Source organism: Synergistaceae bacterium, from assembly GCA_031267575.1.
In the GTDB taxonomy this organism is placed as follows: Bacteria; Synergistota; Synergistia; order Synergistales; family Aminobacteriaceae; genus JAIRYN01.
On the sequence record JAIRYN010000025.1, the window covers coordinates 15093 to 39144 of the forward strand.

The 24052-nt window shown below is 50.4% G+C and carries 22 protein-coding genes and 1 pseudogene; 14 read left to right on the forward strand and 9 right to left on the reverse strand.

Features of this window, described 5'->3' with window-relative positions; genetic code table 11:
* Window positions 1–14 precede the first annotated feature (14 nt).
* The 6 genes and pseudogenes from LBJ36_03250 to lpdA all read left to right on the forward strand — a co-directional run bounded on the left by LBJ36_03250 (window position 15) and on the right by lpdA (window position 6368).
* A complete protein-coding gene (locus LBJ36_03250; GenBank protein ID MDR1378047.1) occupies window positions 15–1076 on the forward strand; it encodes a hydrogenase maturation nickel metallochaperone HypA in 1062 nt (353 codons plus the stop codon).
* Window positions 1077–1121: 45 nt separating this feature from the next.
* Window positions 1122–2093, forward strand: a complete 972-nt coding sequence (locus LBJ36_03255) for an SPFH domain-containing protein (GenBank protein ID MDR1378048.1) — start codon at window positions 1122–1124, stop codon at window positions 2091–2093.
* A gap of 178 nt (window positions 2094–2271) precedes the next feature.
* A complete protein-coding gene (locus LBJ36_03260; GenBank protein ID MDR1378049.1) occupies window positions 2272–2751 on the forward strand; it encodes a hypothetical protein in 480 nt (159 codons plus the stop codon).
* A gap of 834 nt (window positions 2752–3585) precedes the next feature.
* Window positions 3586–3738: pseudogene (locus tag LBJ36_03265) on the forward strand (IS607 family transposase).
* Window positions 3698–4756: a transposase gene (locus LBJ36_03270; GenBank protein ID MDR1378050.1), complete on the forward strand. Its 1059-nt coding sequence runs from the start codon at window positions 3698–3700 to the stop codon at window positions 4754–4756. Before LBJ36_03265 ends, LBJ36_03270 begins: the two are co-directional and overlap by 41 nt.
* A 262-nt stretch (window positions 4757–5018) precedes the next feature.
* A complete protein-coding gene (lpdA, locus tag LBJ36_03275; protein MDR1378051.1) occupies window positions 5019–6368 on the forward strand; it encodes a dihydrolipoyl dehydrogenase in 1350 nt (449 codons plus the stop codon).
* A 578-nt stretch (window positions 6369–6946) separates the two neighbouring features.
* Here lpdA and LBJ36_03280 read toward each other — a convergent pair.
* A complete protein-coding gene (locus tag LBJ36_03280; protein ID MDR1378052.1) occupies window positions 6947–7084 on the reverse strand; it encodes a hypothetical protein in 138 nt (45 codons plus the stop codon).
* A gap of 145 nt (window positions 7085–7229) precedes the next feature.
* Between LBJ36_03280 and LBJ36_03285 the strand changes: the two genes are divergently transcribed.
* Entirely contained in the window at window positions 7230–7892 is a 663-nt protein-coding gene (locus tag LBJ36_03285) for a recombinase family protein (GenBank protein ID MDR1378053.1), read from the forward strand.
* 418 nt (window positions 7893–8310) lie between these two features.
* On the opposite strand, the gene LBJ36_03290 is transcribed toward LBJ36_03285, so the two are convergent.
* From LBJ36_03290 to LBJ36_03300, 3 genes are all read right to left on the reverse strand, one after another.
* The gene (locus tag LBJ36_03290; protein ID MDR1378054.1) at window positions 8311–10047 is read right to left on the reverse strand and encodes a B12-binding domain-containing radical SAM protein; all 1737 of its coding nucleotides are present in this window, start codon (window positions 10045–10047) and stop codon (window positions 8311–8313) included.
* A gap of 88 nt (window positions 10048–10135) precedes the next feature.
* Window positions 10136–11167, reverse strand: coding sequence for a radical SAM protein (locus LBJ36_03295; GenBank protein MDR1378055.1), 1032 nt, complete (start codon window positions 11165–11167; stop codon window positions 10136–10138).
* Window positions 11164–12216, reverse strand: a complete 1053-nt coding sequence (locus LBJ36_03300) for a glycosyltransferase family 4 protein (GenBank protein MDR1378056.1) — start codon at window positions 12214–12216, stop codon at window positions 11164–11166. Before LBJ36_03300 ends, LBJ36_03295 begins: the two co-directional genes overlap by 4 nt.
* 431 nt (window positions 12217–12647) lie before the next feature.
* Between LBJ36_03300 and LBJ36_03305 the strand changes: the two genes are divergently transcribed.
* Window positions 12648–12989: a hypothetical protein gene (locus LBJ36_03305; GenBank protein MDR1378057.1), complete on the forward strand. Its 342-nt coding sequence runs from the start codon at window positions 12648–12650 to the stop codon at window positions 12987–12989.
* A gap of 32 nt (window positions 12990–13021) precedes the next feature.
* On the opposite strand, the gene LBJ36_03310 is transcribed toward LBJ36_03305, so the two are convergent.
* From LBJ36_03310 to radA, 5 genes are all read right to left on the reverse strand, one after another.
* Window positions 13022–13831 (reverse strand): metal ABC transporter permease, encoded by an 810-nt coding sequence (locus LBJ36_03310; protein MDR1378058.1) that lies wholly within the window; start codon window positions 13829–13831, stop codon window positions 13022–13024.
* Window positions 13832–13987: 156 nt separating this feature from the next.
* On the reverse strand, window positions 13988–14653 hold the full coding sequence (locus tag LBJ36_03315) for an ABC transporter ATP-binding protein (protein MDR1378059.1): 666 nt from the start codon (window positions 14651–14653) through the stop codon (window positions 13988–13990).
* Between the two features lie 20 nt (window positions 14654–14673).
* Window positions 14674–15726 (reverse strand): NAD(P)-dependent glycerol-3-phosphate dehydrogenase, encoded by a 1053-nt coding sequence (locus LBJ36_03320; GenBank protein MDR1378060.1) that lies wholly within the window; start codon window positions 15724–15726, stop codon window positions 14674–14676.
* A gap of 35 nt (window positions 15727–15761) precedes the next feature.
* Complete coding sequence (locus LBJ36_03325) at window positions 15762–17099, reverse strand: nodulation protein NfeD (protein ID MDR1378061.1); 1338 nt, start codon at window positions 17097–17099, stop codon at window positions 15762–15764.
* An 86-nt stretch (window positions 17100–17185) separates the two neighbouring features.
* Window positions 17186–18571 (reverse strand): DNA repair protein RadA, encoded by a 1386-nt coding sequence (gene radA / locus LBJ36_03330; protein ID MDR1378062.1) that lies wholly within the window; start codon window positions 18569–18571, stop codon window positions 17186–17188.
* Between the two features lie 220 nt (window positions 18572–18791).
* Between radA and hypA the strand changes: the two genes are divergently transcribed.
* From hypA to LBJ36_03360, 6 genes are all read left to right on the forward strand, one after another.
* The gene (gene hypA, locus LBJ36_03335) at window positions 18792–19148 is read left to right on the forward strand and encodes a hydrogenase maturation nickel metallochaperone HypA (GenBank protein MDR1378063.1); all 357 of its coding nucleotides are present in this window, start codon (window positions 18792–18794) and stop codon (window positions 19146–19148) included.
* 73 nt (window positions 19149–19221) lie between these two features.
* Entirely contained in the window at window positions 19222–19887 is a 666-nt protein-coding gene (gene hypB / locus LBJ36_03340; protein ID MDR1378064.1) for a hydrogenase nickel incorporation protein HypB, read from the forward strand.
* Window positions 19877–21970, forward strand: a complete 2094-nt coding sequence (locus tag LBJ36_03345; GenBank protein ID MDR1378065.1) for a UvrD-helicase domain-containing protein — start codon at window positions 19877–19879, stop codon at window positions 21968–21970. Before hypB ends, LBJ36_03345 begins: the two co-directional genes overlap by 11 nt.
* The gene (gene coaE / locus LBJ36_03350; GenBank protein ID MDR1378066.1) at window positions 21906–22565 is read left to right on the forward strand and encodes a dephospho-CoA kinase; all 660 of its coding nucleotides are present in this window, start codon (window positions 21906–21908) and stop codon (window positions 22563–22565) included. Before LBJ36_03345 ends, coaE begins: the two co-directional genes overlap by 65 nt.
* Before the next feature lie 180 nt (window positions 22566–22745).
* Window positions 22746–23096 (forward strand): transposase, encoded by a 351-nt coding sequence (locus LBJ36_03355; GenBank protein MDR1378067.1) that lies wholly within the window; start codon window positions 22746–22748, stop codon window positions 23094–23096.
* Between the two features lie 13 nt (window positions 23097–23109).
* Window positions 23110–23820, forward strand: a complete 711-nt coding sequence (locus tag LBJ36_03360) for a DHH family phosphoesterase (GenBank protein MDR1378068.1) — start codon at window positions 23110–23112, stop codon at window positions 23818–23820.
* Window positions 23821–24052 lie beyond the last annotated feature (232 nt).

A 24052-nucleotide genomic window follows, 5' to 3' on the forward strand; every position in this document is an offset into this window, starting at 1 on the left:
GCGGAGGGGACAAGATGACAACAGAGGTTCATATCAATACCGAAACGTTCATATGCCAATCCTGTGGAGGCACTATGAAGTTCGACATCAAAAAGCAGGTATTCGCGTGCTCGGCATGCGGTAACGAGTACGACTTGCAGACGCTCTCCGACACTGTCAAGGAAAACGATTTCAGCTCATACCTGGAGCGCGAAAGGGCGACTATCCCGTTTCAGGGAATGGCGGTGGTTACCTGCCGACAGTGCGGCATGGAGATATCTTTTTCCGATGCGCAATTTTCGGCCACCTGCCCCATGTGCGGCTCCACTCAGGTCGCCGTGTCGAAGCAAAGCGCAGGGATTCCGCCGGACGGCGTCATTCCGTTCAAAATCGACAAACAAGACGCGCAGCAAAGGTTTAGGGCATGGGTAAAAAGCCGCTGGTTTGCCCCCAACGATTTCAAAAACAGATATTCCGAGGGCGGACTGGCCGGCTTGTTTCTTCCGTTTTGGACATACGACGCCTACGCCGTCTCCCGTTATAAAGGAAGGGGCGGAAGAGACAGGAGGGAGAAGGGCAGAGACGGCAAGGATAGAATCGTGACGGACTGGTATCCGGTGAGCGGCGTTGTGAGCGCCTCCTTTGACGACATACAAATTTGCGCCTCCCACAAGGAGGAGAACGTCGAAGGGATACTGCCTTACGGCACCACCACCAATACGAAACCTTTTTCAATCGGCTATCTCTCGGGTTACTACGCGGAAGTCTACAAAATAAAGGCGGACGCGGGCTTCGAGAGCGCGAAAAACATCATGGAGAATAAGCTGCGGAGCTTGGCGGCGAGGGACATCAAAAGGCAATATGACAGGGCGGACGTGCGGTCGCTGATCACGAAGTATTCTAACGTGACCTACAAACACGTGCTCCTCCCCCTTTGGAGTTCTGCTTTTGGTTACAAGGGAAAGACCTATAACTACGTTATCAACGGCGAAACCGGCAAAGTCAGCGGCAGCAGGCCCTACTCCGCGATCAAAATCACGCTGGCAGCCCTCGGGGTTGTGGCGGTCGTTGCCGCCTGGTACATGATGACGCATTGATAGGCACAAAGGTAATATAAGATTATATATAGAGGTGAACGGTAAATGGCGTGGTTTGGACAAGGGAAGGACACTATCGAGTGGGAAGAATTCAGGGACGACGTTTTGTTCTACAAATGGCCCGCCAATGAGATAAAAAAAGGGTCGAAACTCATCATACGCGCGGGGCAGAACGCGATATTTTACGCCAATGGGGCAATCGAGGGCATATTCAAGGACGAGGGAAATTTTGACGTGGAGACGCAGATCACCCCGTTCCTCTCCACGATGAAAGGCGTTTTCTCGCTAAGGTCAGACACGGGGATGAGGGCGGAGATCTATTTTGTCAACGCGAAACAGTTTTTGCTTCCCTGGGGAACGAGGCAGCGCATCATGATTCCGACGCCGGAAGTGCCTTCGGGAATTCCCGTGGGCTGCCACGGGAATTTGGTTGTGGAGTTTCGCGACTACCTGACCTTTATCAAAAAAGTGGCGGGTGTTAAATCCACCTATTCGCTGGACGAGATCTCCGAGCGCATAATGGGCAACCTGAATCCCATCATCGCCGAATGTATCCTGGGCGGAGAGCAGCAGCTCGGTATGAACGCGCTGGTGGCCTTGCAGGCAAGCAGCCGCACCCTTGGCAAAAAAATGATGGCGGAACTTGATCAGGAGCTTTTTGACATCGGCCTTGGAGTGGCGGACCTGGACATCCTCGCCATCAACTATCCCAAGGAAGTTCAGGCAATGGCCGAAAAGGTGGCGGCGCAAGCCTTTGTGGGCGACGTCGGCAAGTACGCGGCCATCTCTATGGCGGACAGCATGGGCAAGGGGGGCGTAGGCGGCGTAGCGTCCGATATGGCGCAAATGGCGATGGGTATGCAGATGGGGCAGCAGATGAGCCAGCAGGCGATGAACCATATGCGGCCGCCTATGCAACAGCAGCAGCCCACGCCGACGGGAGACAAGTTCTGCCCTAAGTGCAGAAAAATGGTCACTTCCAACTTTTGCCCGGACTGCGGCACGCAAACTGTTTAAAAAGCGGCGACTTGGTATAATACGAATCGCGCAGAAAGAGGGAAGGAGCTAAACGGAGATGTCCACGACTTAAAAAGCGTACTGTTCGTGGTGTGGAAAACTTTCCGAGCATATACTGGTTGAGACAAATTATCTCAGCCGCAACGAATCCTGGTGCGCGGAATGCGGTCAAAGGACGGTGAGATGTATAGCGTTTGGGTGTTCCAACATGGCGAAATACGCGCCGGAGTATTCCGGAAAAGACTCCATTTTGAGTTCCGGTTACGAAGGCGTTTCGAACTGGTTCAAGGGGGATTATTATTGCAGAGAGCATGACGGTAGCATCGCGGATTTTAGCAAACTGAACGATACCCTCGACGATCTGAAAAACTACAAAGAAATGTTCGAGCGCAGATGCACGAATTTGAAATCTATTACCGCTGTAGGCGCTTTTGCCTTCGCGTCGGTCGCGATAATTACTCCAGTTTCTTGGCTGGCCGCGCCAAAATTGGCGGCTTGGCTAGGCTCTATGGGGTTGCTGGGGGCGGCGTCCACGGGAACTGCCATCTCCACGTTGCATGGCGCCGCTTTGATCAGCGCGTCGCTTGCCGCGATCGGGCCGGGAGGTATGGCCGGAGGTAACATGTCTCTTGAATCATTTGGGTTCTGTAGAGACTGAAATTTTTATTGCCAGTTTATTGAAAGACCCGTTTGACTATACAACTTGGCAACGTGAGCATTTTGCAGATGTTTCTCTGGAAGATTTCAATAGACAAGCGATACAATGTGACAAAGGACATCCTTTTTCTCCGCAAGTATAGAACGAGGTTGGCTGGAACCAATGTCATAAATTTTAGCTGCACACAATTTTGCACACGTGACAAAACAATATCTCCCAAAACCCCGATTGTCAAACCGTTTACCATACTTGTTCGAGTCCCCTCCTTTTCTTTGATGGGATAGACGCGGCTTCATTTGGGGTCATTGAAGGCGCGTTGTCCGTTTTTTGTTTGCTCGCTCTATTGAAGATTCCTTGGTTAAGGATGCTTTCTTGCAGGAGATAGCTTCTAGCTTTACTAATTAGAATATAAGGTGTAATATGATGTTATGGATAAGATATATAGTTCGAGGTAAGCGGCAGAATTTCTTGGCGTCAAAGTAAAAACTCTACAGAAGTGAGATAGGAAAGTGAGACAGGGAGGATCAATTAAAACCCACTTCACGAAGTAAAATAAATCGGAGGATTTATATCGAGAACCAATTAAGAGATTTTCTGTGTTTGAAGTCGGAAGATTCTCGTGTCAGAGTCGTTGCGTATTGTCGGGTTTCCAGCCGAGCTCAGAAGCCCGACTTAAGAAATCAGTAAACAGTTACTGAATAATATTGCGGCGAATTGGGGCTACGAGATGTCGAGTTTATTTGCGAAGTTGGTAGTGATCTAATCGGTTTCGAGTGGTTTGAGCGCTTTATTAAAGATCATTTTTGTGAGCTAAAAATTTGGGACAGCAAGGAATTGAGTCCAGAGTAAGAAATGATCCAGGATTTAATGACGATAGTTCATTGTTTTAGCTCAAGGTTATATGGGTTACGAAACTACAAAAAATCCTTAAAGGAGGCGCTGGAACATGATTATAGCTTACAAGACAGAAATAGATCCAGTGTCTGAGCAGATTGAGAAGATATCTCGAACTATCGGCGTTTGTCGTTTCGTGTATAACCTATTTATAGCCACGAACCAGCAAAACTACAAAGGGGGTAAAAAGTATTTTAACGTTTATGCTTTTTCTAAGTGGCTGAACAATGATTATCGCGAGCTTCATTTTGAAAACTCATGGATTCGAGAAGTGTCCTCAAAAGCTGTAAAGCAGACTATTATCAATGCTGACTTAGCTTGCAAACGGTTTTTCAAGATGAAGAAAGGATTTCCAAAATTTAAGAGGAAACATGATAGCGACACCGGCTTTTACGTTCCTCGTAACAACGTGCCTCGTAACAATGAAAAGGACACGGAAGCGCGGCAGCATCGAATCAAGATACCCACCCTAGGCTGGGTAAAGCTGAAAGAGTATGGGTATATACCTGTTGGGCTATCCGATGGAATAGGTGTTGATTTAGGTATTAAAGAAACAGCTACCGTTTCTAACCATCAGGTTTTTAGCAATATCAACAAAACATCCAGAGTTAAGAAATTAAAACGCAGGCTTAAACGAGAACAATGTAAATTTTTTCGAAAAATTAATTATAGAAAGAAGGTGAAACCTGCTACTGTAAAATTTACGAACCTAGATGAACAGCGTATCAAAGTCCAGAAAGCCTACTACAGACTTGATTGTGTAAGAAAAGACTATATCAACAAAATAGTCTGTGCGCTGGTGATGACCAAGCCAGCCTATATCACAATCGAGGACCTCAATATTCTTGGAATGATGAAAAATAAGCATCTCTCACATCTCTCAAAGGCTATAGCGGAACAGAATTTTTACTGTTTTGAAACCAAGCTGTCTGAGAAATGCAAGAGACACAACATAGAGCTTCGAGCTGCTGACCGATTTTTTCCCTCATCTTTTTTCCTTCATCTTTTTTCCCTCATCTTTTTTCCCTCATCGAAGATGTGCTCGAATTGTGGGGCTATAAAGTGGGGTTTAAAGAAGGACTTGAAACAAGGATTTGAAACAAGGCTTTGAAGCTCGGCGACCGTGTCTATATCTGCCAAGAATACGGGTTAAAAATAGACCGCTATATGAATGCGGTTATGAACCTAAAACATTGTAAACACTATAAAGTAGTGAATGCTATGTACTGTGGGCTACACGGGAATTTAAGCCTTTGGACTTCCGAACAAACTTGAATAGCTTTGGCGAAAGAGGGAAGGATGAAGAAGGATGAAGAAGGAAAAATCTGGACTATTACACTTTTGTGTAGGTTTTCAGTAGCAGAGAAACCGAGATGTTCGATATCGCAATTGTAGGTGGAGGCCCTGGCGGTTACGTGGCCGCTATCAGGGCAGCGCAAATGGGCGCTTCATGCGTCTTGTTCGAAGCGGACGAAGTTGGGGGTGTGTGCCTGAATCGAGGTTGCATTCCGACGAAAACTTTTATCAGGAGCGCTCAGGTGCTGAATATGATAAAGCGTTCCAGGATCTATGGAATTGATATCGCCGAAGTCAAGCTTGACTATCCGCGAGTACTCGAAAGAAAACAAAACGTTGTGAAGCAGCTCACCCGAGGAGTCGCGGGGCTGCTGAAAAAGAACGGTGTCACGCTTGTCAGGCAGCGCGCGGAAATAGTATCGTCCAGCGAGATAAAAACCGAGAGTGAGACCCATCAGGTGAAGAATATCATCCTTGCCACTGGTTCAAAACCCGCCGTGCCACCTATTCCGGGAATAGAACATGCCGTGGACAGCGATTACGTATTGAGTATGAAATCTCTGCCCCAATCAGTCGCGATTATCGGAGGCGGCGTTATAGGCGTGGAGTTTGCTACTTATTTGGCGTCGTTCGGCGTAAAAGTGACCATTGTGGAGATGCTACCCGATATCATCGCCGCCGCGGACGGAGACGTTGTTTCAGTGACCGCCAAGATGCTCAAATCTCTGGGGGTGGTGGTCTGGACCAAGGCGAAGGTCGTTTCGATCGATGCCGGTGGCCTGACGTTCCAGAACAGCGAAGGCGCCGAGCAAAGACTGGACGCGGAAATGGTTCTCTGCGCTTCCGGGAGATCGCCGAACACGGACAGAGACGCATTGGACAAACTGGGCATCCAGCATGTGAAAGGGGCAATTGAAACCGACGACCACATGCGTACGAACGTAGAAAACATTTACGCCATCGGCGACGTCAACGGAAAATGGATGTTGGCCCATACGGCAAGCGCTGAGGGCATCGTCGCGGTGGAAAATATTCTTGGAAAAAATTCGACGATGCGTTATGACCTTATCCCGCAGTGCATTTATACTATGCCTGAGATCGCGTGGGTGGGGCTGACGGAAAAGCAGGCGAAAGAAAAGAGCATCGCCTACAAAAAAGGTGTTTTTCCGATGATGGCCAACGGCAAATCCCTGATAGAAGGAGAAACCGCCGGTATGGTCAAATTGCTGGCCTCGGAATCTGGCGAGCTGATTGGCGGGCATATCGTGTGCACTCACGCCACCGACATGATCGCGGAGATCGTCTTGGCCATACAGATGAAAGGCGCCGCGCATGACGTCGCAAGGACCATCCACGCGCACCCGACCGTCTCAGAAACAGTCATGGAAGCCGCCGAAGCCCTTATGGGCAAGGCGATCCATATCTAAAAATCAAGGGCGACAACTTCTTGATACATCGAACCGCAATCGACCGACGCGGCGTTCCAGTGATGGCGGCGCTATTTTCACCGACAGGGAGACTCTGCTTTATTCGTCCATACAGCCTTTTAGCAAAAGAGACGAGCCGGAGCGGAGCCTGCGCGTTGCAGCCGAGTCGGTCATTTCCTGGGTTGGGAGTCTATGTGTTCAGTGGGAGCGCTTGACTTGTGAGGCACCTAGACTGTAAGGCCTTAGATCCTTAAAAAGACCCGACGAGGGCTTGGACGGCGGAAGGCAGTTACCGCGAGATGCGGGGCGGAACACGACCGGGATATCAATCGGGATATCAAGGCGGCTGTAAATATTCTCAGAGTGGGGGCATCCACTCTTAAACTTAAAGGAGAAGACGTAAGATCGGTTTCAGTCGGTTGTCTTTGTCGATCTTAGAATCCCACAACTTTAGTCGTGGGAGTATGTCAAAGATACTTCACTAAATATCCACTAAGTTCATCTCGCTGTTCACTGTTCATTTTCTCGAAGCGCGAGTTTATTTTGATATATAAATTTTTCATGTTTCAGTCTGCTTTCTAGAATCGCAAATTCATATCGTTACGCAGGTCATTTACGGCTTTTTCTGTCCGTGTTTCAAATTTTTCGCGGCTTTTTTCTTCGGAAACAGCCGCGTCCACGTAGCATATCTCACTTTCAAATCGCTTTTTGTCCATTGGCCAATGCCTCCTTTCAGGAAAATTGTAACGTCGGTCATTATCCATTATCTCATCGTTGATTCGGTATAATATTCTGTCTTTACAGTATTTTACATTTTACGCTTCATTGTAGATAATGACAGGAACTTTAAAAATCAACGAAATGAGTGATGAAATGTCTATTTATGGATATATCCGCGTATCGAGCACAGACCAAAACACCGACCGGCAGATTGACGCGATGAACGGGATAAAAATCCCCAAAATGCAGATATACACGGATAAGCAGAGCGGTAAAAATTTTGAGCGTCCTCAATATAAAGCTCTACTGAAAAAACTGAAACCAGGTGACCTGATTTACATCAAAAGCATCGACAGACTTGGTCGGAACTACGACGAGATTCAGAATCAATGGCGAATCCTTACCAAAGAGCGCGGCGTGGACATTGCCGTAATTGACATGCCACTTCTTGATACCCGGAACGGCAAAGATTTGGTTGGTACGTTCCTTGCCGATATCGTGCTTCAAATCTTGTCGTTTGTAGCGCAGAATGAGCGAGAGAACATCAGGAAACGGCAGAGCGAAGGTATAGCGGCAGCGAAAGCGCGTGGCGTTCATTTTGGTCGTCCTATCAAAAAGCCTCCCGAAAATTTTCACGAACTTGTTCGGGCATGGGAGTGCGGCAAACTGACACTCGAAAAACTTTTAGAAGAAACGAGCTTGAAAGAAGCCACGTTCTATAGACGCCTGAAGGAACTTCGACTATCGAAAAGCAAAGAAACAGTTATCAAAGGGTCGTGCTTTCTTATAAAATCTCAAATTTGAACTTGAAATTTTGGAATAATTATAATGTGGTACTTATTAAAAGTTTAGCTATTTTACGATAAAGCGATGAGAAAGCCAACGGCTTCAGCTGTTGTTGGATGAGATTGGATGAGATTGGATGAGAATCGCAACGCCGCCGTTGGCGGCGTTTGTTTTGTATTTGATTTCTTGCCATATGTCTACTTTCATGCTAAACTCTTTTTATGGCTTATCAATGCGAGATGCAGGGCGGAACACGACCGGGATATTAATTAATGTAGCTGTAAATATTCTCAGAGTGGGGGCATCCACTCTTAAAGTGGTGGGCATCCACTCTTAAATAAAGAAGAAGACGTAAGACGTAAGACCAGTTTCAGTCGGCTGTCTTTGTCGATCTTAGAATCCCATGACTTTAGTCGTGGGGGTATGTCAATTATTATTAGTCAAGTAAATCTTTAATCGTTACGATTCGTTTTACCGACGGATACAAGTCGTCAATCATCATGGTAATTTCGCTCAACACGGTTGACTTGAACTGTGGAAAAGCGTAAAGCACAGTCTCGATTTGATTATCCTCTATAACTTGTGGGAGTAATGTCGGTTTGCCCGTAATTTCAAATACGCCCTTGCTGTGCACCTCGTGGGGGTTGACGTTTACGAGAAACGTATTCGGGTGCGCGACAAACTCCGGCGATATTCTGTTCAGCATTTCCGCGACTGTCAGAATTATCGGCCAAACGGCGACTTTACCCGACACACATAAGTCCGTCAGTTTTTTCGCGACGACGCTGAAATCAAGGGCTTCAATGTCGACGTCTATTCCCGCGCCGTACAGCCACTGGAATAACTCGACGTTGACGACCATATCCCAGTATTCTTTGTCGGGTATTTTGCTGACGTTAATCTGCATACGATTGTCTTTGAGGTACTTTACAGGGTCGCTTATTATTCCGCGCTTGATTGCGGTTTTGTACAAATGGCTGCCGGGGAATGTGTATATCCATAAAAGATAGATAGTCCAATTCTGATGTGCTTTCCACCAGTTGAGCGAATGAACAATCGTCTCGCGGGTCTCTTCCAAATCGCCGAAAATGATGTTGCCGCGCGCCCACAAGCCCACTTGTTTTGCCGCATCAAACGCCGCATCTATTTGCTCGACAGTGATATTCTTGCGCATACTTTTGAGAATCGAGTTGTCCGCGCTTTCCACTCCAAAAAGTATCATGGAACAACCCGCGTCTTTCAACCTTGAAAGTATTTCGACAGAAACAGTATCGACGCGGGTTTGAGCCCCCCAAGTCAAGTTATACGGTTTGATTCTCTCGCAAAATCCGGTTATGAATTCCGCGTTGCCGATAAATAATTCGTCTGCAAATGTAAAATGGGTAAGTTTGTATTTTGCAATCAGCCAATCAAGTTCCTCAAATACATTGTCAAGCGAACGGCGGCGGTATTTTTTGCCGCTTGAATGAAAACAAAACGTGCAGTTGTATGGGCAACTGCGGCTGATCGCGACATTTGCCGCTATAGTTGCAAAACGGTCCGAACTATATAAGCCGTCGCGCACCAAAAGTTCAAATTCAAAACCGTCATAATTGGGGAACGGCAGACAATCAAGATTAGCAATCTCGCCTCGGGTGGGGAGGACGCCAGACTTTGTCGCAACGCCGCAGATTCTCGCGCTATCCGCGTTTGTTTCAATCGCGTACGCCAATTCGTTGACGGTTATCTCGCCCTCGCCGATAACGCCGTAGTCGGCGGTCTCGAACGCTTGCATCGCAACGAGCGGGTCGGCGGTTATTATCCCGCCGCCACATATTGTGACTATATCTGTATCAACCGACTTTGCCGTATCGAAAATTTCTTTTAATATTGCGTACTGTCCGCTCAGTCCGCCGGACAAAACGACATCTATACTGTTGTCGATTATAAAATTTCGCAAATGTTCAAGATGATTTTGTTTATAGTTGAGATTGAGCGTGAACACGTTACGGCCGCTCGCTTTCAGTGCGGACGACACTATACAAAGCCCATACGGAAATGGATATGATATATCATCGCGTTCAGCCATTCGCGGCATCACAATCAAATAGTTCAGCCGCTTGCCGTCAGGGCTGGGCAGCTTAATTATGTCGAGGAACTCCTGTGTAACATGCTCTGGCATATTTTCAGTCATAATGATTCTCCCATTCTTGAAATCAGAACTTTCCGCTTGTCGTCCAAAACTCCATCTCATTTGAACAATCGTCCGGGGCGCAACAGTTCTAGCATTTCGGACGCGTTTTGTATCCGCCGCGAAATAGTATTTTTTCTCCGAATAAATTGATAAGTTTGTTGCTGTATTGATCCAAATAGTCAGCGTCGTGCGTACCGTAATCCGGCAAATTGCAGGCAGCGCAGCACTTGTTTTGCCATCTGCCGCCAATTTGCAGCCGTAGGAATTCACGGCGCGTGTTGCCATTCCAAATCTCGCCGAAACTCTCGCGCAGGATATTGCCGAAGATCACGGGAGCTTCGAGCGCACAGCAACCGCCGACATCGCCGTTAGGCATAATCATCACCATATAGAATGGCATAGCGCAAATGTTGACGCTCATCGCCTTTTGACCCGTGTCTTTACGGAGCGTCAAGTCCCCGCCGAGTGTGTCGTAGTCAATCAGTCGCATAGCCGGGCTTAAATGTTCTATAGCCGCCGTATCGCTTATGCCGTCAAAGATTTTGTGGAATTTTCCTTCGCCGTTCTGCTCATCAAGGGCGATGTCTATAATCTTGACATATAAGTCGGTCTCACACTTTTGTAGGTAAAAATATTCAATATTGCTGACAAATTTATCAAAGTCAACATCAAACCCGCACACGCGCTTATACGCGTCTGCGTCGCATCCTTGCAGTGAAATCCGCATACGGTCAAGACCCGAGTTAATCAGCGTGTCCGACATTTCGCGTGTCAGCAGACTGCCGTTAGTCACAATCTCAACGCGCTCCGCGATATTCTGCTGTTTCGCGAGTTTGACCATATCAGCAATTCGCGGATGCGCCAGCGGTTCTCCATAACCCGCGAAAATGAGCGCTTTCAGGGGTACGGGTAGTTTGGCGAATTCGTTTACGGCGCATTCATACGTCTCAAACGGCATAGTCTGCTTGACAAAATCCATCTTGCAAAGCTGCTCCGCTGAGAGACTATGCACGCAGTAGTTACAGCGAAAGTTGCAATAGTACGACTGAAAAATATGCACCGACATCGGGGAGGCAAGTGGCAGTTGGTCAATCAGCGGTGTGCGGGCTGGTATACTCATAACGTAATCTCCTTGGAAAGAGAGATGGGAAGAGATTTGGAAAGAGATTTAGAAAGAGATTTAGAAAGAGGCAAGCGTTTCAAAATTTCATCTAATGCATTTTGATAAGAGCGGAAATTAGTGTCTTTGTCAAAGTCGAGAGAACGTTTGCGCGCGTTGTTTCCATAACGAACCCTTGTTTGCTCGCTTTGGCGCAATGAAAAAAGTGCTTTTGCATATTCACCCGCACTTCCAATAAGCATACCGTTCACTTCGTGTTCAACGTGCCATTTCCCGACGGGTTCTTTCGACATAACTATTGGCAATCCGACAGCCATGGCTTCAAGAACGGCATTGTCTGTCGTTGCGAATGAATCCGGCTGCAACAGATATCCAAACACGTCAAACTCCCGTAGAACGCGGTACACATCATCTACCCAGCCCGTAAACGTTACGTTCGGGTGAACAATTTTCCCGTCGGATGCCCCGACCATAACGAACCGCGCGTTCGGGATTAACTTGACGGCCGTGTCGACATAATCGAGAAAATCGTGCGGCAACTTCTTGTAGGTCGGGGATCCTACATATCCGATTACAAATCCGCCGCTGTGCAGGGAATAATCTGTCTTCGGTTCAATCTCTGTTGGATCAAAGTCGCCGAAGCCATAGACAAGTGTTGACTTGCCGCGAAATTCCGGCAACGCCAACGTCGCTGGCGTGCTCACCATAATATGGTCTGCGCGGTCACGAATATCGTCCGGCATTTTAGGCCCGACAACGTCGTTGTTGTGATACCACAGGAACAGTCTGCGGTCTTGCGGAAATCTGCGAATCAAATCATTGACCCTGTCGATAGCGTAACTGTCAAAATAACTGACGACAACCGCGTCTGCTTTGTCAATCGCAGAGTCTGAATCAGCGCTCCCAAGTACAGAAACACCCGCCGTCTTGCACCGCTCAATATGATGAAACTTGCGCGGTTCATCAAGTAATAATACACTGTAATTATCGCCCGCCTGCTGCCCAAGACGCGCAATTCCCGAAACCGCCTTACCCACGCCGCCGCCCATATGCGGGATTATATGCAACACATTCATACGCCGTTCAGCCCTTTCGCTATGTTCTTAACCGCTTGTTCGAATCCAATTGTCGGCACAAAGCCAGTTTTAAGTATCATCTGTGAACTTGCTCAATCGCGACTATCAAAAGGCATACTTTTTGACAGGCGCTTTAACACTAACCAACAACAGCAAAATAGCTAAATTTTAACTAAGTATTATACCATAATTATCCCAAAATTTCGAGTTCAAATTTCAATTCTAGGGCTTTATCAAAAAGTATGCCTTTTGATAGCTACTTTGGCATTAATCAACAACAGTTGCTTAACAAGCAACTTCCTCAGATGATTAAATTGCGTCGGATAACAACCTTGCCAGACGCTGCGAGATAATCAGCAATGGCAGTTTGCTCACGAGAGTTTGCTCACGAGGGAATATTCAGAATGACTGAAAATATGCCAGAGCATATTACACAGGAGTTCCTCGACATCATCAAGCTGCCCAGCCCTGACGGCAAGCGGCTGAACTATTTGATTGTGATGCCGCGAATGGTTAAGCGTAATGATATGTCATATCCGTTTGCGTATGGGCTTTGTATAGTGTCATCCGCGCTGAAAGCGAGCGGCCGTAACGTGTTCATGCTCAATCTCCACTATAAACACAATTATCTTGAACATTTGCGAAATTTTATCATCGACAACAGTATAAATGTCGTTTTGTCCGGCGGACTGAGCGGACAGTACGCAATATTAAAAGAGGAAACAAACGATAGAAGAAACAAATGATAGAGGTGATAGAGGAAACAAACCGAGCGCGATCAACACCTGCACAGCCTCGAAGCCGACAGGACGACCAGGTTGGCTGCCACGACGCTGGCTCCCGTGGGCAGGTTCAGAACAAAAGACGCAACCATTCCGGCCAGAAAGCAAAAGACCGAAACCGCTACCGACGCCGCCACCAAACCCTTGAAGCTCTTAGCAAGTTTTCGTGCCGTGACCGCCGGCATGATAATCAAACTCGAAATCAAAAGAGTCCCCATCATGCGCATTCCCAAGACCACTGTCAAGGCGGTTAGAAAGGAAATTAAAAACTGATACCGGGTCACATCAATCCCCAAAGTCCGGGCGTAGTCTTCGTTGTACACGATCAAAAAAAGGCGGTTGTAAAACAGTACGAACAGCCCAATGACAAATACCGCTAAGACAACACTCAAAACCACGTCCTCTCGTGTCATGGCAAGAATGCTGCCAAACATATAGTTATAGACGTCCACGTTGAGCCCCCGCGTCAGAGTCGTCACGATGATTCCGGCAGCAAGTGCCCCCGAAGAGGCGATACCAATGGCCACGTCACCTCCAAAGCGCTTTCTCTGGCTGACGAACATGATGACAAAGGACGCAGCGATCACCAAGGGTGTGGAGACGTAAAGAGGCGGCAGCCCTAAAGCCAACGCAATGGAGAGTGCCGCGAACCCCACCTCGGACAAGCCGTGTCCTATGAGTGAGTAGCGCTTCAGCACCAAAACGACACCCAGGGCCGACGCGCAAAGAGAAACCAAAAGTCCCACCGCCAACCCCCTCATTACGAAGGGATAAGACAACAGCTCAAAAAATTCTTTCCAACTCATCGACTCGAAATATTCCCCCTTTCGAAATATTCCCCCTTAGCAAGGTTGGTGGACACGCAACATATCTCTATATGTAGTATAACATTTGGCTTAGTTGCGGGGTTGGAAATTTAGCAACCGTGAATAGCGCTATTAAAATTCTGGAAAAGAAGCTAATCAGTCTGGGGCCCAGGAACTGGCGCCCCCCAGGAAAAGCAGCTTACGAGCCAACACCGCCACCCTGTCGGCGTAGGTCTTGACGTCGTCGAGATCGTGAGAAACCATCACCACCGTTACCTTCCGCTGACGATTCCAATCGGCGAGCATGGCGTAAAAAGCCTTTTTCGCGTTCGCGTCAAGTCCCGCGCAGGGCTCGTCCAGAAAAAGCAACGCGGGATTGCGGCACATAGCGCGAGCGAGCAACGCCCTTTGCCTTTGTCCGCCCGAAAGCTCCCCGATCTGGCAGGAACCCAGAGCCTCGATTCCGAAAAACGACAGAGCCTCATCCGCTGCGCGGCGATCTTCTTTTGTGTAAAAAGGGAGCCTCCAGCCTGTTTTCTGGGTTCCGGTCAGGACAATTTCCCGCACAGTGGCGGGAAAGTCCCGGTCAGCCGTCTCAGACTGAGGAACGTAAGATATCCGCTCTCTTTCCACAGAAAAAACGGCGGTTCCTTTGGCCAGAGGTATCAACCCCAAAATCCCCTTGATCAAGGTGCTTTTGCCCGAACCATTGGCTCCCACCACACAAAAAAATTCCCCCTCCTCCACTTTGAAGGAAATATCCTCCAGGGCCAGAACGGAGCCATAGGAGACAGAAAGATTCTCGACCGTCAAAACTGGCATCGTTTCAAACTGGCATCGTTTCAAACGGAGGTGGCCGGGTCAGAGTCGTCGGTGGGCCATAATTCCGAAGCGTGCCGCTCCGGCTTCGGCTCTCGAAAAAGCAGCTTCTCCAGTACTTGTTCAATGGACGCTCCCTCGTAAAGAACATCGTGAACACCCTCGGCGATGGGCAGTTCAATATGGACCCTTCTTCCATAAGCCACCAAAGCCTTGACGGTGTGGACGCCCTCCACCACTTGCCCGATTTCCGCGACGGCCTCCTCCACGTTCAGCCCCCGTCCGATGGCGAGTCCCAAGCGCAGGTTGCGGGAATGACGACTGTAGCAGGTGGCCATCAGATCTCCCACCCCAGCCAGTCCCGCCAGGGTTAGGGGTGAAGCGCCGAGGGCCACACCCAGTCGTGTGATCTCCGCTAGCCCGCGGGTAGCCAGGGCGGCTTTCGCGTTGTCTCCGAAGTTCAGGGCCTCGGCAACGCCCATAGCAACGGCAATGACGTTCTTGACGGCGCCTCCTAGCTCGATTCCCGTCAGATCGTCGCTTGTGTAGACCCGAAAATGAGGGCTGTTTAAAATCATCTGCCATTCTTGGGCGGTAGTGTGGGAGCGGGAGGCGATCACAACGGCAGTGGGCAGGTCGCGGACGACCTCTTCGGCGTGACTGGGGCCCGAAAGGGCGCTGTAAGAGATGTTCGGCAACACCTCCTCCATGATCTGGTATGGCAACTTGCCCGACGCAATCTCGATTCCCTTACTCAGGTTCAAAAACTTTTTTTCTTCAAGTTTTAGAGTAAACTCCAAGGGAACCAAACGCAGAAGGACATCTCTTAGACTCTGGGCGGGAAGAGCCAGGATGGTATTTTTCCCGAAAGCGATGGCACTTTCAAGATCGGTATCGGCTCGAACCTCCTCCCGCAATCGACATTCCTTCAGATAACGAGGGTTTGCGCGCTTGACATTGATCGTTTCCGCCTGAGTAGCGCTACGGCACCAAAGTCGGACGTCATTTCCTAGTTTGGCCACATGATTCGCCAGGGCTGTTCCGAAACTCCCAGCCCCCAGTATAGTCAAATTCATGATTCTATCCCTATTCTATCTTTCTTCTCTTAAGATCAGGCTTCGGATTCTTTCGCGCCTATGATCAGGATGATACCCTCCGTGGCCAACACCAAGGCAGCGGCGCCTCGACGCAAGTGCTTTCCCTCGGCCCTCGCTTTCCAGACTTCCCCATGACATTTGACCATACCCTCCGGTACCAAGTCCTCCGTGATTTCCACGTCGAGGCCGACCAAGCCCTCCTTCCCCGTGCTGACCTTGGCCCGCAGGCTCTTGGCGATCATTAAGGCAAAAACCGTGAAACAGACCCCTAGGGTAATCGCCATACCGGCGATGACCCCCAAGGAAATGCTCAATAGTTCGCTGCCTGGGGCTCGAAACAGGAACATCCCCCCTGCCACCAGAACAGCGATACCCAGAAGACTCAAAAGCCCCGTGCCACCTATGAACAGGTCGATGCCCATCACAATGACGCCCGCGACCACCAAAGCAACACCTGCCCAGTTGAAGGGCAACATTTTAAGGCCGATACTGCCCAGAAGCAGCATAACAGCTCCCGTGGTTCCCAAGACAAAACCGCCAGGGGTAATGATCTCATAAAAGAGAGCCAACAATCCGCCCGCGAGTAGGAGGTAGGCAATGTCCGGGCTGGACAGGAACTGAATGAATTGCTCCCGGAAATTCATTTCCAGGTTTTCGACCGTCTCCGAGAATTGTACCGCCATCATCCGCTGCCCGTCTCCCACGACGGAACGCCCACGGGAGGCGGATAGCAACGCGGGCAGGTCATCGGCGATGATATCGATAACGTTTTCCTCCAGGGCTTCATGAGCGGTCAAGGAAAGGCTCTCCAAAACCATTTGCTGGGCAACCTCCGCATTGCGACCGTGATGATTGGCTAGAGCCCGCATTTGAGTTGTGAGGTCGTTGAGTACCTTCGTTCTCATGTCCCCTTCCGGGACGTCGCCGCCGGAAACCACCACAGGGTGAGCCGCGCCCACGTTGGAGCCCGATGCCATCGCGGCGATGTGGGAGGCTTGCATCATGAAGGCGCCGGCCGAGGCTGCCCTTCCTCCTGGTGGCACCCACATAACCACAGGAACCCTGGAGCCCAAAATCGCTTGAGTGATACCTCGCGTAGCCTCTACGAGGCCCCCTGGCGTGTCCAGTTTAAAGACAATTAATCCAGCTTTCTCGTCCTCGGCCTGTTGGACCACCTTTGCGACAAACTGCTCCATTTGGACGCTCACCGTGCCGGTCAGAGGGGCTACGAGCACCTTTCCCGCCGTTCTCTGCTCCGGCTCTGCCCCAAGCCCCGCGGCCTGGGCGACAGCGCAAAAAAACAAAACCCAAACCAAAACAACTGCTCCAACGGCCGTGCAAACGCGCCTCATGCCAATTCCTCCTTAAAAATATCAACAATAAGCCAATTTTTCTTAACAATTTTTCTTAACGGGATCAGGCCCTGCAGTTTTGTATTTTAAACTTCGAACACGTTGTTCAGGGTATCTTTCAAATTGTCCACCCGCCGAATCTCCAGAGAAGATCCCAGAGAAGATCCACTGGAAAAACCAGAGGAGGGAAACCCTTCCTTTTCTTTGGCGCTAACCAGAGCGCGCTTAAGGCCTAATCGCTCCGCCTCCCTCAACCTCGCCGCTAAATGTGTGACGGGGCGCACCTCTCCCGCCAGGCCCACCTCGCCCAAATAACAACAATCACCCCTCAAGGGCTTGTCCCTCAGGGCGGAGGCCAGTGAGAGGCAGGCGGCCAAGTCCGCCGAGGGGTCCTGAATCGACAAGCCTCCCGCGATATTCAAGTAAAGGTCGTAGCCGCTACAGAGAATTCCCGCCCGTTTTTCCAGCACAGCCGCCAGCAGTTGAAAGCGATTCAATTCCATACCCCGGGACGTGCGCTTGGGGTAAGGAAAAGCCGTGGGGGTCGCCAGGGTTTGTACCTCGGCAATCAACGGGGTAGAGCCTTCCATCGCGACGGTCATCGCTACCCCCGGCACAGTGGCGTCAGCTCGGTTCCAATAAAGCCCGCTTTTGTCCTTCACAGCCGCCAGGCCGTTTTCTTTCATCTCGAAAATCCCTAGCTCGTCCGTGTTGCCGTAGCGGTTTTTCATCGCTCGCAACATCCGATACGAGGAATAGCCCTCTCCCGAAAAAGTCAACACTGTGTCCACCATATGCTCCAGCAACATGGGACCGGCGAGCCTGCCGTCTTTGGTGATATGTCCCACCAGCACCGCTGGAACGTTGATACTCCGGGCCACATCCACGACCAACTGAGCCACAGCCCGAACTTGATTCGGCGTTCCCGGCCACCCTGTTTCCCCAGGAGCCCTCGTGGCCTGGACACTGTCCAAGATAAAAAGGCCGATGCTTCGAGATTTTAAGTTCGAGAGCGCGTCTTCTAGGTCTCCGCCGCAATACAAAAGCAACTCCTTTGACGCTACGCCTAGACGTGACGCCCGGAGCGCCACTTGGGCAGAGGACTCTTCGCCCGAAATATAGAGCACGGGTGTCCCTCCCAAAGCCACTTGACCTCCCGCCTGAAGGAGGAGGGTGGATTTGCCGATCCCCGGCTGTCCTCCGATTAGAACCGTTCCTCCCGGAACCAATCCGCCGCCCAATACCCGATCCAGCTCCCCAATGCCCGAGGAGAGACGTTGGGGTGGTGTGACGGAGACGGAACTGACTACTTCGACCTTGGAACGTTCTCCGACAGGATATCTCGACCGGGGAACGGGCTCCACGGCTTCCAACGTGCCCCATTGCCCGCAAGACATGCATTTCCCCGTTCGCGTGACGGTCGCAAATCCGCAATGACTGCAAACATAACGCACTGGATCTTCTTTGATCAAAGCGAACCTCCGAGCCAAGAGCGGGCAAATCTCCGCCCGTCATTTAAATCAAGAAGCCCCATCGTCTTTCGACGCGAGGGTAACTTCCGACGTCATTATACCCCAGCCTTTCTTCACTTTCCGCGCGGGATTCCGGCGTATCTCGCAGAAAAATTTTCCTCATGGAGGGTATAATACAATATTATGTGAAAAGTTATTTTTGGAGAACAGAGGCTTCGTTATGCACGAACTGTCGCTTGCAGAGGCAATCAACAAAACCGTCAAAGAGTTATGCGCGCGCTCCGAATGGGTACGAGTACGACGCATTGTCCTGAAAGTCGGTCACATGCGCCAAGTTGACGCGGAGCTGTTGTCTTTTGCCTTCGACGTGGTTGCCAAAGGAACGGTGTCCGAGGGAGCGGAGTTGTCCATCCTAGAGTTACCTATCGTTTTTCGATGTCACGCCTGCGGCAAGGCCATCGGCGGCGAGGGGACGACTTTCGCGTGCACAAACTGCGGCAGCACCAACGTTGAATTGCTTTCGGGCATGGAACTGACGATAGAGTCCATGGAAGTGGAGAGCCAGCAAGTTTTATAGTGAATTTATGGGCATTTTGCGCGCAAGAAAACGCGCGTGAAAGAAAACGCGAAAGAGAAAAGGGATCGTAAAGATGAGCGAAATCGTGACGATACAACAAGCCGTTATGGCGGAGGATGAGAAGTACGCCTTTCGCGTCCGAGAGTCCATGAGGGAGAAAAAAATCCTGGCGGTCAATATCATCGGTTCCCCAGGCTGCGGTAAAACCACGCTGCTGGAGGCGATGGCTTCCAGAACCGATTTTTCCTTCGCGGTGATTGAAGGAGATCTGGAAACCTCCCGAGACGCGGAACGACTGGCTACCGCCAAGATCAAGGCTCTGCAAATCAACACGAAGGGCCTCTGCCACCTGGAGGCCCACGTGGTCGAAAAAGCCCTTTCCTCCCTGGACATTGATTCCTTGGATGTTCTCTTCATTGAGAACGTAGGAAATTTGGTCTGTCCCGCGGAGTTTGACCTGGGAGAGGACTTCAAGGTGGCCGTCTCTAGCACGCCCGAGGGCGCAGATAAACCCCTCAAGTACCCTATGCTTTTCGCCCAGGCGAAGGCGGTTCTTTTGACAAAGATGGACCTGTTGCCTTACATTAGATTCGACAAAGAAATGTTCCTGCGGGACGTGCGGTCTCTCAACCCCAAAGCTCCCGTCATCGAACTGGACCTACTCTCCGGAACGGGTATAGAGAAATGGGTGTCTTTCCTTTCTGAACGACTTCGGGAGAAACGCGCCCATGCCGTCTGACGCTCTTTCGGGAAACGCCCTCTTCGGATCCTCCACCGGATCCTCCACCGGATCCTCCACTGGAGACGAGATTTTATTGAAGTTGGCTCCACGTCAGAGAGAGGCCGTGACCTATGTGGACGGGCCTCTTTTGGTTTTGGCTGGAGCGGGAAGCGGCAAGACTCGCGTGTTGACCCACAAAGTGGCCTGGCTGATCGCCGAACGCCACGCGGCTCCCTGGCAGATTCTGGCTGTCACCTTCACCAACAAGGCCGCGGGAGAAATGCGAGAGCGGGTCGCGGCCTTGGCCCCCAATGGTGCGGACACGGTGCAAATCAGCACGTTCCATTCCTTCGGTCTGCGCTTTCTCTTCCGCAACAAAGAAGAAGCGGAGAAAATCCGAATCCGGCCGGGGTTCGCCATTTTCGACCGGAGCGATAGCCGAGCATTGGTTAAACAAATTCTCGAAGGCGCCCGTATCAACGCAAAGGACGTGGAGCCAGCTTCCGTGCTGGACGCCATTTCCCGAGAGAAATCGGCCTGGTCGCCTGGGGCACGGAGTTCGACATTGGAGGGGCTTTACCTGGACGTCTATCGCCAGTATCAGGAACAGTTACGGGAGCAGAACGCGGTGGATTTCGACGATCTGATGATCGCCCCGCTTCAAATGCTATCTACGGATTCAGACCTGCGAGCCCGGGAACAGAAGCGAATCAAGTGGCTCTTGGTGGATGAGTACCAAGACGTCAACAAACCCCAGTATCTGTTGTTGCGTTACTTGGTGGGCGACGATTGCCGGATCATGGTGGTGGGCGACCCCGACCAGTCGATCTATGGCTGGCGGGGAGCGGACGTGAGGATGATTCTGAACTTCGAGCGGGATTTTCAAGCTCAAAACGACACGAGCAAAGCCCATGTGGTGGTGCTGGACGAAAACTACCGCTCCAGCGGCAACATTTTGGGAGCGGCTAACTCATTGATCCGTAATAACTCCGCCCGTTGGGAAAAGAACCTGAAAACGGTCCGGGGCGACGGGGAAAAAGTCTACAATTTATTGGCGAACGGTGACTTTCAGGAAGCGGAGTTCATCACAGCGGAAATCGAGCGATTGCGTGTCAACCATGGTTACGCCTACGGAGATATCGCCATTTTGTATCGCCAGAACGCTATGAGCCGCCTTTACGAACAAAAGCTCCTGGAGATGGGGATCCCCTACCGAGTGGTGCGTGGCGTGGCCTTTTACGAACGCAAAGAGGTACGCGACGTTCTGGCCGTTCTGAAACTGGCGATCAATCCAGGAGACCTAAGCGCTCTGGAGCGGAACGCCGGCCTTCTGGTGAAGGGCTTAGGGCCTAAAAAAATGTTGGAGTACGCCACGTGGTTTCGAGAGTCGTGGGGAATTTTGCCAGATGCCACGGCGGTAGACTTCTGGAAAGCCCTGGCGCGGGGATCCTGTCCAATCAAAGGGCAAGTGGGACAGGCGCTGGCGACCTTGGGGGACCGTATGACGAGGCTTCTTTCGGTATCGAGCGACGTGGGCGCGACGATTGATTACATTCTGGTTTCTATGGGCTACGAGGACCTGTTGCGTCAGAAAAACCCCGACGACTGGGAGGACCGGCTCGATAATGTCATGGAACTGCGCTCCATCGTTCCTTCCGGTGGCGATCTGGCCGAGGCGTTGGCCGAGGCCGCCCTCTTCACCGACGCGGATAAAAACGACCCCGACGAACGGCGCGTGGTCAATCTTTTGACACTCCACGCGGCCAAGGGGCTCGAGTTTCCCGTAGTGTTCCTGGTGGGGTTGGAGGAAGACGTGTTTCCCAACTACCGTGCTCAGAACGACCCCTCTCAAATGGAAGAAGAGCGCCGACTCTGTTACGTGGGAATGACCAGAGCGGAAGAACGTCTCTACCTGACGGCCGCGCGGAGCAGGCGTCTTTACGGCGCCACATACGAAAAAGGGTTCTCCCGATTTTTATTCGAAACCGCGGACTCCTACATGCTCGTGGATGACAGAGGAGGTGAAGCGCGCCGCGATGAGAGACGCGACAAATATGAAAGATACGGTTATGGCTATAACCGGCGACGTTGGGGCCGGTAAGTCCACGGTCGCGAAGCTCTTCGAGTCATTGGGCGGCTACTTGATCGACGCCGATCAGGTGGTGGCTGAACTGTGGCGGACTTCCCAGCTAACGGCGGCGGCGGTGGGGCGATGGGGCGAGAACATCCTGGACGAAAAGGGACATGTCATTCACGCATTGGTTGCCGAGCGCGTTTTTGCCGACCAAGTGGAGTACGACTGGCTGATGGGGTTTATCCATCCCCTCGTTCGAGTGGAGCTTGAAGGGCGGGTCCGCCGCTTACGAGAGAACGACCAGGGTTGGAACGACCAGGATTGGATCGTAGTCGAAATACCGCTTCTATTCGAGACGGGCGTCGCGCCCTGGGTTACGACCAAAGTATTTGTTACGGCCCCAAGGGAGACGCGGTTGGAGCGATGCCGCGCGCGAGGCTGGGACGATGCTGAGATGAGAAAGCGGGAGAGCTTTTTTCTGCCCTCTCAGGAGCGTATCGCCCGGTCGGATTACGTCATTTGCAACGACAGCGATATCGACGCCTTGAAAAAGGCCGTGACGGAAATTTATTCGAAAAGAAACAGGCGACGGGATGCGTTCTTAGTAGGAGATTGCTTCTAGATTTACTAATTAAGACATAAAGTGTAATATGGTGTTATAGATAAGATATATAGATAAGATATATAAATAAGATATATAGTTCGAGGCAAACGGCAGAATTTCTTGGCGTCAAAGTAAAAATTCTACAGAAGTGGGACAGGGAGGATAAATTAAAACTCATAAATTAATTATAGAAAGAAGGTGAAACCTGCTACTGTAAAATTCGCGAACCTAGACAAACAGCGTATCAAAGTCCAGAAAGCCTACTACAGACTTGATTGTGTAAGAAAAGACTATATCAACAAAATAGCCTCCACGCTGGTGAGGACCAATCCAGTCTATATCACAATCGAAGACCTTAATATTCTTGGAATAATGAAAAACAAGCGTCTCTCAAAGGCTACATGCTATATACCGTGGACTACACGGGAATTTAAGCCTTTGGACTTCTGTACAAACTTGAGTAGCTTTGGCGAAAGAGGGAAGGATGAAGAGGGAAGGATGAAGAAGGAAAAATCTGGACTATTGCACATTTGTGTTGGTTTTCAGTAGCAGGAATCGTAAATTGCATCTGATAACGAGTCATCTCAACACGGATTTCGACTCCCTGGCCAGCATGATCGCGGCGTGGAAACTCTACCCCGACGCCGTCATCTGCCCTCCTGGCTCCATGACCCGCCATGTTAAAGATTTCGTAAACCACTGCGGGCATCTGTGGAACCTCCAAAAACCGAGCAAGATTCCCATCGATCAAGTAACTTTGATGGTAGTGGTGGACGCGCGTTTCAGGTCGCGCATCGGTCCTTTTGCCGCCTTAGCTGGGCGGCAGGATGTAGAGGTACATATTTACGACCATCACCCTCCCACGATCGACGACATTCCGGCGAATAAAATGGTGTACGAACCCCTTGGCGCCGCGGTGACTCTTCTCGTGGAGCTGTTGTGGAAGAAACGGCTGGAGATCTCCCCGGAAGAGGCGACTCTTTTCGCCATAGGGATCTACGCCGATACGGGAGCTTTGACCTATGAGGCAACCACCGAGCGAGACATCTTAGCTATAGCGCGACTCCGCCAGATGGGCGCTGATATGTCGAAGATTCTATCGAGGCTGGATATCTTCATGCCGGGGAACGACCACAAACTTCTGGACGCAATGGTGGAAAACGCTTCGGAAAGCTATATCAACGGCGCGAAGGTTATTTTTTCCTGGGCGCAATCGGAGGAGTACATTGAGGGTGTCTCCATCTTCGTGAACAAACTAAAGGTAACAATATAGTCTTTGCAGAAATATCTATTCGAGTGGATATTTCGAGTGGATATTTATGAAACGTACTATAAAGCCTTCCATACTCTGTGAAGAGTATGCAGGATCAGGTGAAATTCCTGGTTATGAACTTATTTAATTGCTGGCAATCCCTAAAGCTCGAAGAACCACAGCGTAGAGATGAAAGAAGCTCAGGCGCGAAGGTGACGAAAGTAGAAAAAATCTTCGAGATGGCGCACGAGGC

Excerpts from the sequence above, each read along its gene's own strand:
- LBJ36_03320 (MDR1378060.1), bottom strand. The coding sequence starts at position 15,726 with ATGAATTTGACTATACTGGGGGCTGGGAGTTTCGGAACAGCCCTGGCG.
- LBJ36_03255 (MDR1378048.1), top strand. The coding sequence starts at position 1,122 with ATGGCGTGGTTTGGACAAGGGAAGGACACTATCGAGTGGGAAGAATTC.
- LBJ36_03285 (MDR1378053.1), top strand. The coding sequence starts at position 7,230 with ATGAGTGATGAAATGTCTATTTATGGATATATCCGCGTATCGAGCACA.
- LBJ36_03305 (MDR1378057.1), top strand. The coding sequence starts at position 12,648 with ATGACTGAAAATATGCCAGAGCATATTACACAGGAGTTCCTCGACATC.
- LBJ36_03295 (MDR1378055.1), bottom strand. The coding sequence starts at position 11,167 with ATGAGTATACCAGCCCGCACACCGCTGATTGACCAACTGCCACTTGCC.
- coaE (MDR1378066.1), top strand. The coding sequence starts at position 21,906 with ATGAGAGACGCGACAAATATGAAAGATACGGTTATGGCTATAACCGGC.
- LBJ36_03290 (MDR1378054.1), bottom strand. The coding sequence starts at position 10,047 with ATGACTGAAAATATGCCAGAGCATGTTACACAGGAGTTCCTCGACATA.
- lpdA (MDR1378051.1), top strand. The coding sequence starts at position 5,019 with ATGTTCGATATCGCAATTGTAGGTGGAGGCCCTGGCGGTTACGTGGCC.
- LBJ36_03325 (MDR1378061.1), bottom strand. The coding sequence starts at position 17,099 with ATGAGGCGCGTTTGCACGGCCGTTGGAGCAGTTGTTTTGGTTTGGGTT.
- LBJ36_03345 (MDR1378065.1), top strand. The coding sequence starts at position 19,877 with ATGCCGTCTGACGCTCTTTCGGGAAACGCCCTCTTCGGATCCTCCACC.
- hypA (MDR1378063.1), top strand. The coding sequence starts at position 18,792 with ATGCACGAACTGTCGCTTGCAGAGGCAATCAACAAAACCGTCAAAGAG.
- LBJ36_03270 (MDR1378050.1), top strand. The coding sequence starts at position 3,698 with ATGATTATAGCTTACAAGACAGAAATAGATCCAGTGTCTGAGCAGATT.
- hypB (MDR1378064.1), top strand. The coding sequence starts at position 19,222 with ATGAGCGAAATCGTGACGATACAACAAGCCGTTATGGCGGAGGATGAG.
- LBJ36_03250 (MDR1378047.1), top strand. The coding sequence starts at position 15 with ATGACAACAGAGGTTCATATCAATACCGAAACGTTCATATGCCAATCC.
- LBJ36_03310 (MDR1378058.1), bottom strand. The coding sequence starts at position 13,831 with ATGAGTTGGAAAGAATTTTTTGAGCTGTTGTCTTATCCCTTCGTAATG.
- LBJ36_03315 (MDR1378059.1), bottom strand. The coding sequence starts at position 14,653 with ATGCCAGTTTTGACGGTCGAGAATCTTTCTGTCTCCTATGGCTCCGTT.
- LBJ36_03280 (MDR1378052.1), bottom strand. The coding sequence starts at position 7,084 with ATGGACAAAAAGCGATTTGAAAGTGAGATATGCTACGTGGACGCGGCT.
- LBJ36_03300 (MDR1378056.1), bottom strand. The coding sequence starts at position 12,216 with ATGGGCGGCGGCGTGGGTAAGGCGGTTTCGGGAATTGCGCGTCTTGGG.